Genomic DNA, 10,631 nt, shown 5'->3' on the forward strand with positions numbered 1-10,631 from the left:
CGCCAGAAAGCTGAGCGGGTTTACGTTCTAGCAGATGTTCCAGTTCCACTCTTTCGGCGACTTTTTGAATCAACGCCTGACGTTTGGATTTGTCCAAGCCCTGAACTTTAAGAGGAAAGTCGATGTTATTGCGAACGGTTTTGTGTGGGTAAAGCGCGTAGCTTTGAAACACCATAGCTAAGTCCCGCTCATTGGGAGGCAGGTCGTTGACGCGCTTCCCGTCAATAATAATGTCGCCCTCTGATGGCGTCTCCAGCCCGGCGATCATTCGCATGGTGGTGCTTTTACCGCAACCTGACGGACCGAGCAGCACCAAAAACTCCCTGTCTTCAATGCTGAGATTTAACTGATCGACGCTTACAACGGAAGACCAGGATTTCGATAAGTGTTTCAGTTCGACAGAAGCCATAGTTCATCCTTCATATATCGCTGGTGTCGGAAAAAGTCAGAAGCGAAGAATGAAACATCACTTCTCTCTGCGTGCCTGTATCGCCAGTAATGACGACTCGGTCATCGGTTACTTCTACAGTCTGAACGCGGTGCCAGTCGGTATTGGCTTTGAGCACGCCAAACGCATATCCAACGCGAGTCTTGGTTCCCGGCAACAGTGGCAGAGCGGTTGAATAGCCTTGTTGATTGATGGGGTTTGAAGACACTGAGGCTTTATGCCCTAAGTGGGAATAAGCATTGCCTTCCTCAATCCCCAATATGTGGGTATGGGTGCTGCTAAAAGGTGGGTAGTCACGCCCGCCATGGCTTTGCCATAAAGTCGTTTGTGGCAAAGAAGCGCTGGGTTTGATTGCCAGATACAGCCAGCCTTCATCCCTACAAAGTGCCGCAGACCAGCTCCAGTTCTGATGTCTGGAAGTCATCAAATGGAGAATGTCTTCATGGCTTTGGTTCCACGGGTAGACGCTTAAATCGGCAAATTGCCCGTTGGCAAGTTCAACACGTTCTAGCTGTTTAAAGGTTTGTGGATATTTAAGCAGTGAGCGCCCTAGCGTCGGGTCTGGCTCTAAGGTTTCATCAATGGTGAAACCCAAAGTAAAGGGAGAAAAGGAGAGTGCGACAGGCGAAGCGCATTTGAGCATCGCGTGGTAGCTGACAGGAATAGCTCCTTTGCCCCCTTCAAATTCATGCAGGTGATACACAAATGGTGAGTCTTCCTGCAGCACAATGCGTTTGGTCAGGGTGGCACCGTAAATGGTTTGCTCTAGCTTTGCGCTTAAGTAAGTGTCGTTGTGCGATTTGACGTGCCAATCTCCATTGCTGCTCCATCCATGAGGCGGAGCTGGCTCAAAGTCACTTTCTCCAAACGGCGCACAGAAAAAATCACCGGAGAGCTGCTGCAAGATAATGGGATGTTCGCCCGTTAATTTGCCCACCCAAGGTGCTCGGTGCATGGGGGAGAATTTTTCGCCATCATCGGAGAAAGTCAGGTGATCGAGATGCCCACCTTCTTCTTTGAAAGTCAGCTCAACATGGTCATTTTTCAGTACTTTAGGCATCAGTCCCCCTTAACCAGCAATCCACCATCCGCGATGATGATCTGCCCTGTGATGAAACTCGATTGTTTGGTCGCCAGAAAACTCACCGCCTGTGCTACTTCTTCCGGCTGACCGAACCGCCCGATGGGGTGAATATCATTCCAGCGTTGACGAAGCGCATCGGCGTCGTCCACTTCTTCAAAAATCTTTTCATTCATTGGCGTCATGATGGTGCCGGGGGCGACCGCATTAACACGAATGTTATGAGGTGCAAAATCAATGGCTGCCTGTCGAGTGAGCGCATTGATTCCGCCTTTGGCTGCTGCATATGCACTCCAGCCGTGAAAACCGGCAAATGACTGAGCCGAACTGATGTTTACCACATTACCCCCACCGCGTTTTTTCATGTCGGGCACTGAGAGTCGAATGCCACGCCAGACACCGGAAAGGTTGGTGTTCAGCACCCGGTTCCACGTTTCTTCTGGAATATCCACCGCGTCCCCGGACAAGGCGACCGCGGCGTTGTTTACCATGATGCTGACCAGCCAGCCCTGAGCGTGGATCCAGTGAAACAAAGACTCCATCGAGTCAGAATTGGATACATCAGTTTCGACAAAATACGCATCCAGCCCTTTGCTTTGAAGTTCTCTGGCCGACGCCGTCCCTTTTTCTGAATTGATGTCCGCCAGAATAACGGTTGCCCCTTGCTCTGCCAGGTTCTGAGCACAGGCAAATCCGATGCCTTCCGCGCCACCTGTCACCACCGCAACCTCACCTTTAAGCGTATTACTGTTCATTTTTCCCTCCTGATGAGTCGGTCATCTCAGAGCTAACATCAAACGCTGGCGTACGTTTATCCAGAAACGCTGCGACCCCTTCCTGCCCATCTTCAGAGCAGTAAAGTTGAAGTAAGGATGCCTGCTCCCAACTGAGCCCAGACTCCAAAGGGGTATCGAAACCATTGCGCACCAGCTTTTTCATTGCGGCTTGAGCGACAGGCGACACTTTTAACAGGTAGCTGGCTTTTTTCAGCCCCTCTTCAAGCAAGGCATCTTGAGAGCAGATTTGAGAGGCGAGACCAAGACGCAGCGCTTCGTCCGCTTTGATTCGTTTACCTGAAAGCAGAACGTCCATCGTGACGGCTTTGCCTACAGCGCGTAGCAAACGCTGCGTACCTCCACCTCCGGGACAGAGCCCCAGTAACCCTTCTGGCAACCCCATCTGAGCATTATCAGAGGCAATCAACAGGTCGCAGGAGAGGGCGATTTCGAATCCGCCCCCCATCGCGAAGCCATTCACCAAGGCGATGGTGGGCTTAGGCAGTTGTTCGATTCTCTCGAAGGCTTCTCTGCCTTTGAGCTGGTAGTCGTTAAACTTTTTGATTTGCAAACCTCGGTATTCATTGATGTCTGCTCCGGCAACAAAGGCTTTATTGCCGCTTCCGGTAAACATCACAACCCGAGTGGCACTGTTCTGCTCCACAATATTGAGTGCATCAAAGAGCTCTTGCTGCATGGTTTCAGAAAGTGCATTGAGCTTCTCGGGGCGATTGAAGGTAATCAAAGCCACGTGCTTAGCCGGAGAGGTGAGAGTCAGATATTGAAAGGTCTTTTCCATAGGGTCATCCTTTGACTGAGCCAGCAGTGAGACCTGCGACGAAATGCTTTTGAAGAAAGAAAAACACCACCACAACCGGTAATGAAATCATCACGGAGCTTGCCATGAGCTCTCCGTATCGAATGCCGTACTGACCTATAAAATCGTTCACTCCGACAGGCAATGTCCGCATCTCCTGAGTGGTGGTGAACGACAGGGCAAACAGAAACTCCTGCCAGGTGACGATCAGGATGTAAACGCTGGTGGCAATCACGCCGGGTCGGCATAAAGGCAGTACGATTTCTAAGAAAGTGCGCAGCGGTTTGGCTCCGTCCATTGCGGCAGCTTCATCCAGAACGGAAGGGATGTTTTCCATAAACCCTTTTAACATCCAGGTGGCAACCGGAAGGGTGATGGTGATGTAAGCGATAACGAGCGAAAGCCGAGTATTCAACAATCCGGCGTCGTCCATCATTTTGTAAATGGGAATGATGATGGCACTGGATGGGAACATCTGTGACACCAGAATTAACCCCAGAAACACAGCCATGATTCGAAGCTGAAAACGTGTGAAGGCATAGGCAGCCATTAGGGCGAGGCTGGTAGAGATGAGAAGTGTACTCATGGAAATGATCACACTGTTCAGAAAGTACTGGCGGAATTCAGGGCGGAAAGCGTTGCTGTAGTTTTCCAGTGTCGGGCTGTCTGGCCAGAGCTTGGCAGGAATGGCAAATGCTTCTGTAGAGGGCTTAAGGGAGACCGACACCATCCAGAATATGGGAAGTAAAATGACCAGCGCCAAGGTTAACTGGCATCCAAGTAGGGCGATTCGCTTGGTATTCATCGGCTCTCCCTCCTTTGCAACCAGAAGTAGAGAGTCAGTAAGACCACGAGAATCAGAATCGACATCACACCGTAAGTGGCGGCTTCACCGAACCGGAATTGACCAAAGCCCAGTTCGAATATCTTGGTTGGGAAAATGTGGGTGGTGTCTTTGGGGCCGCCACGAGTCAGCACCCAGACCATATCAAAGTAGTTAAAAGTCAGAATGGCGGTGAGAAGCAGGTTAATCGCCATGACGTGTTTGACCGCAGGAATGATGATTTCAAATAGGCGGCGAATCGGACCTGCACCATCCACGACGGAGGCTTCTATCTGTTCCTTATCGACGCTTTGCAATGCCGCAAGGTAAACGACGGTCGAGAAAGGGAACCCTTTCCATACAGCGGCAATCACTACGGCAAACATCGCTGTTTCAGGTGTGGCCAGCCAGGCGACGGCTTCGTCGATTAAGCTGCTTGAAAGGAACATCGAGTTAATCAGACCCAGTTGAGGGTCGTACATAAAGCGCCACAGGATGGCAGCGACAATTCCCGGTAATACCCAGGGTAAAAGCACCAGTGAGCGCATCAGCCCCTGCCCAGGTAGCTTTTCGTTCAGCAACAAGGCTGCAAGGAAACCAAACAGGTTTTGCAACAGGATGACCCCAAACGTCCATGCCAGAGAGTTCTGAATGATTTGCCAGAACTGATCTTGTGAAAGGAGCTTGGTATAAAGCTCAAAGCCAACAAATTCAGGTTCGGGGTTTATGAAAGAGGTGGTGTACAAGCTCTCGATAAACGTGCCAAACATTGGGTAGTACATCAGTATCCCGATCAGTGCGACCGCTGGTGCAATCATAGCGACCGGGAATACAAACTTCCGTTGGTACTTCATTACAACATCCGTGTCATCAGGCTGGCGACGAGGCGTCGCCAGCGTTTTCGTTACAACTGATTGATCTTGATGCATGCGGCATCCGCGGCTTTTTGAGCGGGCGTTCCATCAAACAAGTCCTGAATCATGGCCATTTGAATGTCCGCTACTTCCAGGTAGCGCGCAGAAAGCGGGCGAGGAGACGCGTTATTCAGATGCTCAATGATGACGTATGGCTTGCTGCGATTCTCACCGACAAAAGCTTGTGCAGCCTGAACGTTAGCAGGAAGCAGATCGACCACTTTGCCGTTGATGTCTTGCCTTGTCAGGAACTGAGCGAACTTCCATGCCGCTTCCTGATGCTTAGAACCACGGTAGACCACGAGATTCCAACCGCCATAGGTGCCCACGGCTTTCTTGCCTTTCGGGGCATGACCATTAAAGAAATCCCAGTCAATATTGGATTTTTGCAGAGTGGGTTGCTCTAGCGCAGGCCAGAACTCAATGGCAAGCGAACCGTTCAGGAAAAGCTCTCGCATGTCTCCGCTTGAGGCATTTAAAATTCCTTTTGGTGCGTATTGCGCAAGATCTTGCAAATACGCCAGTGCTTCAACTGCGGGTTGTTCGTTTAGCTTGCACTGCCCTGATTTGTCGAGAACCTGACCACCATTAGAGAAGATAAAGGAGTTTACGACGACGACCGTGTCTTCGCCTTTGTGACCAAATAAGCCAACGCCATATTGCCCTTTGGATTTATCGGTCAGGGCTTTGGCGGCGTTTTTCAGACCGCTCCAGGTCACAATGGATTCCGGCGCAATACCTGCTGACTTGAATAGCGCGTTATTGACGTAGCTGAACTGCCACACATCAACATTAAACGGGACGCCCCAAGTTTTATCTTTGTAGCGAACGGATGACCATGCTCCCGGAAAGAACTGCTCTGCTTTCATTGAGGCGGACTGCATCTTATTGTCGAGCGGGATAATGGCGCCAGCTTCGGCAAATGCTGCCAACCAGATCTGGTCGACTGTGGAAATGTCTGGCGCATTACCGCTTCGGACTGCCGTGAGGAGTCTTTGCTGGTATTCAGGGTAAGGCACAGTAGTGACTTCCACTTTGATACCCGGGTTTTCCTTTTCAAACAACGCCACAGAGGCTTTCTGGTATTCGCTCAGACCGGATTCGGTTTGCTGGTTATCCCAGAAGCGAATGGTAATATCTTCTGCCATAGCTGCGGGGGCAGACACCATCAGTCCAAAGCTGACAGCGGCACACAAGGTGTGCAGATGAGTGGTGAGACGCTTCATAAACTATCTCCTTGTTTTTTATGTTGCATCACTGCATGTGTCTTGTCGTCGGACTTAAGGTAGTCCTCGGCAAGGTGAACGCGTACACCATTCGCAGCCAGTTCTAATCGCTGAGCAGGAATAGTGCCTAAATCCGTCATCACGTCGGTAATGGTGTCTAATGGAGCAATAAGATAATTTTCTTCCGCTCCCATCTGGCTGGCTTCACCCAGAACAATGGTCTGGTGAGCTCGAAGCATGGCAGATTTCGCCACTTGAGAGCTGGCTTCATCGTTCATGCTGATACCAAATTTGGCAGAAATGCCATCGACCGACAGGAAGACTTTGTCGACACGCATCTGTTCAAGAACTGCGATGCATGCGGAACCGACAAGTGCGCTATGGTCGGTCTGAGTTTCTCCGCCAGTCAAGATGACGCGAAAATCATTGGCGTTGTTTTTTAGAAGTTGGAAAACAGCAAGAGAATTCGTCACAACTGTGTGATTTCCGCCTGCTTCTCGCAAAGCATTCGCAAGAGGAAGCGCAAAAGCACCGTGGTTGATAAAAACTTTGCTTTCACGAGTGAGGACTTGAATGGCCATCTGTGCAATGCGTTCGCGAGCGTGCTGAACTTCTTTGTGAAACTGAATTTCTGGCGGTTGGATCTCACAATGCAGTTCTAGCTGCTCACACTCCGCTTCAAGGCTCTTGGCTAATTTCCGATACCAACTGTGGTCAATGTAGTGTGGGACAAACATGACCCTAGCTTTCTTTCCTGCTCCCGAGTGTGGTGTGAAGTCCTTTCCTGCCATTTCATGAAGCGTTTTTTTCAATACCCAGTGATCATTCTGCCGGGTAAAGCGAGTGTGCACATCTTTCCCGGTCAGAATATCAAAGGGGGTTAGCACAGGCTGAGAGGGTTGCCCGGCAACCAGTTTTGCTGTGGTATGTGCTGCCATATAGCCAACCAATTCAGGATACAGGGCAACGCAGGCGTGGAGGCGATTTCCATAGGTCAGCTCATCAAGTAAATCGTCGCCTTCCAGTCCTACGGAATAGGCGTAGATATCACTATGACCTTTTGTCGCTTCCAGCCCTGCCAATATCGAATGATCATTTACACCAAACAGCACATTGATTTCAGGGTGAGTTGCAATGGCATCCTGAACCTGTCGCAACGCTGTGCGGTAGTGACCAAACCCATCGACTGACAGAGTGGTTGCCTCACCCAAATACTGCTGGTGGAATCCACGCAGGAAGCCTTTGGTTCTCTGCTGAGTGTTCGATAATTGAGTATGATTAATCAGCAATAGGTTGGCTTCATGTACCCCAGCGTCATTAAGCTCTCTTGCCGCAAAAGTACCAAGTTGATAACCCACTTCCAGATTGTCTGGTCCAATGTAGGTGCATTGAGAGTCGGGCGCAGACTCCGACAGGATAGGAAGCCCCTCTGCCAGCGCGCGCTGTTTAATGAGTTCCCCCCAGGGTTCATGAATAGGCGGAAGAATCAAAGCATCGACTTCACGAAGCCCAACTTCGTTTTGCTCTGTTTTGGGGAGGGTTGGTGTTTTTACGGCATGAACGGCGCCGTGTGATCGTTCTAGCTTTCCTCGTTTCGCCAGTCTGGCGACATCTCTACGGATAGTGACGTTCGCAACTTGGGGAAATTCCTGCACGAGCTGAGAAATCGTCACATTTCGACGGTTTTCCAGTACGTGTAAAATTGCCTGTTCGCGAAGTCGCTGATTCATGATTGGTGTATCAGTTGGTGAAACAATGACCACTATTATCTATGGCAAGTGCTTTAAATGATCAATTTATTCACCTTTAAATTACAAAATTATCACAAATGATCATTTGTGCTCAGTATTGATCGGAAAGAGTGACGTGATTCCTGAACTGGGCGTGGACGGTTTACGGGTTACGGAAGTAAAATAGTGAAATTGAAGCAATTAGCGCTATCTGGATTAAGTATGAAACAGTTCGACATCGCGGTTATTGGTGGTGGCATGGTGGGTGCTGCCGTTGCGGTTGGATTTGCCAGGCAAGGAAAACGAGTCGCCGTTGTGGAATATCAGCAACCTAAAGAGTTTGATGTAACCCAGCCAATGGACCTGCGAGTGTCTGCGATCTCTCAGGCATCGGTGAATTTTCTTGAAGATCTTGGTGCCTGGAAGCTCATTGAATCCATGCGTGCTTGCCCATACAAGCGGCTCGAAACCTGGGACATGCCAGATTGTCGAACCCGTTTTCATTCAGATAGTTTAAACATGGATCAGCTGGGCTTCATCGTCGAAAACAGACTGGTGCAGTTAGGTATTTGGAAGGTGATGGCAGGCATGGAGAACATCACATTGATGTGTCCTGAAGGGTTAGAGTCGGTTGAAGACCACTCTGACCATCGTATTGTCAAACTATCCAGTGGCGAATCGATTCAGGTTCAATGGGTGGTCGGTGCCGATGGGGCAAATTCTAAAGTCAGAGATCTTGCTAAAATCGGTGTGACAGCTTGGGATTACCGCCAGCACTGTATGCTGGTCAATGTTAAAACCGCTAAACCTCAGCAGGATATTACCTGGCAGCAGTTCACTTCATCCGGTCCTCGCTCATTTTTGCCTTTAACCGGACATCAGGGTTCTGTCGTATGGTACGACTCTCCTGAAAAAATTCGCGCTTTGTTGGCAATGAACCATCAGCAACTCGCCGAAGCGATTATGACGTCGTTTCCAGCAGAGCTGGGTAAGATAGAAGTTGAGCAGGCTGGGGCGTTCCCTTTAACCCGTCGTCATGCGCAGTCTTATTTCCAGAAAGGATGTGTATTGGTGGGCGACGCAGCCCATACCATTAACCCGCTGGCGGGTCAGGGGGTGAATTTAGGATTTAAAGACGTAAAAGCACTTCTAGACTTTACGGCAGATCTCGGAATGACAGAGCAAGCGTTATCGGGCTACCAGTTAGAAAGAAAGCGTGACAATCTGCTGATGCAAACTGGGATGGACGTGTTTTACAAAGTGTTCAAAGAGACGTTTCCACCCCTTGCCTTTGCACGAAACGCAGCCCTGAAACTGGCAGAGCATTCAGGTCCGGTCAAGCAGCAGGTGCTGCGTTACGCATTAGGTCTTTAAAATGTAATACAGACGGGGTTGCCAGTCGAGATACTATACCCCGTTGCCTCTAGCTCACCAGATTCCGCATTTCGACGATAAGAAATCACATTGTTGGTGTCCTGATTGGCTGAAATGAGCCATTTCCCGTCTGCCGTAATATTGAAATCTCTCGGATTTAAACCACCAGAAGAGACGGTTTGTACTGTTGTTAAACTTGCATCGGATTCCACTTTTAAGCAAACAATTACGGATTGCTGCCTTCCGGAAACATAAACAAATTTCTCGTCAGGTGATAAACGGATTGCGGCGGCGGCTCCGCCTTCGTCATGTGGGGTAAAGGGGGCGATTTTAGAAACCAAAGACCACTGGTCAGTTTCTTCTTTTTTCAGTACCAGCACTTCCTCAGACAACTCACAAAGTACATAAGCGGTTTTCTCGTCCTTCGTGAGTACAAGGTGCCTTGGTCCACTACCCGGAGGGGTAGAAACATGCTGTGCGTTTGACTCGTCGATACCTGAAGGTGTCAGCGGATAAAAGCTCACACGGTCAATACCCAGATCGACGGTTACAAGCTCCGCCGTATGGTTAAGAAAACAGGCAAAGTGGGCGTGTGGACCTTCCTGCCTTTCAGCATTAGGACCCGTGCCGTGGTGTTGGATGGTATGAATCAGCTCTATCTTCCCTTCGTTATGAGAAAACAGAGAAAAGTTTCCGCTGCCATAGTTAGATGCAATGACGCGAGAACCATCGCTATTCATTGCAACATGGCAAGGATAATCACCCTGAATGGCTAAATGGTCGGTTAGTGTTAAATGCTCATCAATTCTTTCAAAAACCGTAATACCTGCGCCTTCACCAGAAGCAAATTCGTTGATGGAGAAAAGACGTTCATCAGCCAAAGTTAAATAGGCGGGGTTGGGGGAGTCAGAAAGCAACTCAAGGTTAAGAAGTTTACCTGTCTCGGTATTAAGCTCTACAACAGAGATGCCTTTTCCTTCTCCAGTCATTGCGCCAATAGACTGGGTGTAACTGCCAATTAAAATGAATTGAGTATTTGCCATGCTATGTTGCCTTCATAAGTTTTATGGCAACCATGATCCTAAGGGTTAATGGTGAAGCGCAATAGAAAGCTTTCTTGATGAGTAAAGAATGAGAATCAGACCAAAGAAACAGATAAATAAATGAGAAGTGATCCGTCAGAAAAGAGAAAACCCACCAAAAGGTGGGTTTCAGATAATGGTGCGGAAGGAGAGACTTGAACTCTCACACCTTGCGGCGCCAGAACCTAAATCTGGTGCGTCTACCAATTCCGCCACTTCCGCAACAAATTTTGTAGTCTTGACCAATAATTGGTGAATTAGTCAGACGTTGTAAATGGTGGCTACGACGGGATTCGAACCTGTGACCCCATCATTATGAGTGATGTGCTCTAACCAACTGAGCTACGTAGCCACTCTCTG

At 49.3% G+C, this 10,631-nt stretch carries 10 protein-coding genes and 2 tRNA genes; 1 reads left to right on the forward strand and 11 read right to left on the reverse strand.

The window, feature by feature from the left end; all coding sequences use genetic code 11:
* The 8 genes from RH89_RS07280 to RH89_RS07315 all read right to left on the reverse strand — a co-directional run.
* The coding region (locus RH89_RS07280; RefSeq protein ID WP_004400671.1) for an ABC transporter ATP-binding protein at window positions 1–409 on the reverse strand (409 nt) is incomplete at its 3' end.
* Between the two features lie 10 nt (window positions 410–419).
* Window positions 420–1,508, reverse strand: a complete 1,089-nt coding sequence (locus RH89_RS07285) for a hypothetical protein (protein ID WP_004400672.1) — start codon at window positions 1,506–1,508, stop codon at window positions 420–422.
* Complete coding sequence (locus tag RH89_RS07290; RefSeq protein WP_004400673.1) at window positions 1,508–2,284, reverse strand: SDR family NAD(P)-dependent oxidoreductase; 777 nt, start codon at window positions 2,282–2,284, stop codon at window positions 1,508–1,510. The genes RH89_RS07285 and RH89_RS07290 overlap by 1 nt, the downstream gene beginning before the upstream one ends.
* A complete protein-coding gene (locus tag RH89_RS07295) occupies window positions 2,274–3,104 on the reverse strand; it encodes an enoyl-CoA hydratase/isomerase family protein (protein ID WP_004400674.1) in 831 nt (276 codons plus the stop codon). Before RH89_RS07295 ends, RH89_RS07290 begins: the two co-directional genes overlap by 11 nt.
* Before the next feature lie 4 nt (window positions 3,105–3,108).
* Window positions 3,109–3,927 (reverse strand): carbohydrate ABC transporter permease, encoded by an 819-nt coding sequence (locus RH89_RS07300; RefSeq protein ID WP_004400675.1) that lies wholly within the window; start codon window positions 3,925–3,927, stop codon window positions 3,109–3,111.
* Window positions 3,924–4,874, reverse strand: a complete 951-nt coding sequence (locus RH89_RS07305) for a carbohydrate ABC transporter permease (RefSeq protein ID WP_004400676.1) — start codon at window positions 4,872–4,874, stop codon at window positions 3,924–3,926. The genes RH89_RS07300 and RH89_RS07305 overlap by 4 nt, the downstream gene beginning before the upstream one ends.
* Window positions 4,850–6,085 (reverse strand): ABC transporter substrate-binding protein, encoded by a 1,236-nt coding sequence (locus RH89_RS07310; protein ID WP_004400677.1) that lies wholly within the window; start codon window positions 6,083–6,085, stop codon window positions 4,850–4,852. Before RH89_RS07310 ends, RH89_RS07305 begins: the two co-directional genes overlap by 25 nt.
* Window positions 6,082–7,815, reverse strand: a complete 1,734-nt coding sequence (locus tag RH89_RS07315) for a substrate-binding domain-containing protein (RefSeq protein WP_004400678.1) — start codon at window positions 7,813–7,815, stop codon at window positions 6,082–6,084. The genes RH89_RS07310 and RH89_RS07315 overlap by 4 nt, the downstream gene beginning before the upstream one ends.
* Before the next feature lie 222 nt (window positions 7,816–8,037).
* Here RH89_RS07315 and RH89_RS07320 point away from each other — a divergent pair, with 222 nt between their 5' ends.
* Window positions 8,038–9,189 carry a 2-octaprenyl-3-methyl-6-methoxy-1,4-benzoquinol hydroxylase gene (locus RH89_RS07320; RefSeq protein WP_004400680.1) on the forward strand — a complete coding sequence of 384 codons (1,152 nt, stop codon included), beginning with the start codon at window positions 8,038–8,040 and terminating at the stop codon, window positions 9,187–9,189.
* Here RH89_RS07320 and RH89_RS07325 read toward each other — a convergent pair.
* The 3 genes from RH89_RS07325 to RH89_RS07335 form a co-directional block, all read right to left on the reverse strand.
* Window positions 9,186–10,232, reverse strand: a complete 1,047-nt coding sequence (locus RH89_RS07325) for a lactonase family protein (RefSeq protein WP_004400681.1) — start codon at window positions 10,230–10,232, stop codon at window positions 9,186–9,188. The genes RH89_RS07320 and RH89_RS07325 overlap by 4 nt on opposite strands.
* 176 nt (window positions 10,233–10,408) lie before the next feature.
* A tRNA-Leu gene (locus tag RH89_RS07330) sits at window positions 10,409–10,493 on the reverse strand.
* A gap of 53 nt (window positions 10,494–10,546) precedes the next feature.
* A tRNA-Met gene (locus RH89_RS07335) sits at window positions 10,547–10,623 on the reverse strand.
* Between the last annotated feature and the right edge of the window lie 8 nt (window positions 10,624–10,631).

This window comes from Vibrio nigripulchritudo ATCC 27043, from assembly GCF_000222685.1.
Taxonomy (GTDB): domain Bacteria; phylum Pseudomonadota; class Gammaproteobacteria; order Enterobacterales; family Vibrionaceae; genus Vibrio; species Vibrio nigripulchritudo.

Excerpts from the sequence above, each read along its gene's own strand:
- RH89_RS07315 (WP_004400678.1), bottom strand. The coding sequence starts at position 7,815 with ATGAATCAGCGACTTCGCGAACAGGCAATTTTACACGTACTGGAAAAC.
- RH89_RS07290 (WP_004400673.1), bottom strand. The coding sequence starts at position 2,284 with ATGAACAGTAATACGCTTAAAGGTGAGGTTGCGGTGGTGACAGGTGGC.
- RH89_RS07285 (WP_004400672.1), bottom strand. The coding sequence starts at position 1,508 with ATGCCTAAAGTACTGAAAAATGACCATGTTGAGCTGACTTTCAAAGAA.
- RH89_RS07310 (WP_004400677.1), bottom strand. The coding sequence starts at position 6,085 with ATGAAGCGTCTCACCACTCATCTGCACACCTTGTGTGCCGCTGTCAGC.
- RH89_RS07295 (WP_004400674.1), bottom strand. The coding sequence starts at position 3,104 with ATGGAAAAGACCTTTCAATATCTGACTCTCACCTCTCCGGCTAAGCAC.
- RH89_RS07300 (WP_004400675.1), bottom strand. The coding sequence starts at position 3,927 with ATGAATACCAAGCGAATCGCCCTACTTGGATGCCAGTTAACCTTGGCG.
- RH89_RS07305 (WP_004400676.1), bottom strand. The coding sequence starts at position 4,874 with ATGCATCAAGATCAATCAGTTGTAACGAAAACGCTGGCGACGCCTCGT.
- RH89_RS07320 (WP_004400680.1), top strand. The coding sequence starts at position 8,038 with ATGAAACAGTTCGACATCGCGGTTATTGGTGGTGGCATGGTGGGTGCT.
- RH89_RS07325 (WP_004400681.1), bottom strand. The coding sequence starts at position 10,232 with ATGGCAAATACTCAATTCATTTTAATTGGCAGTTACACCCAGTCTATT.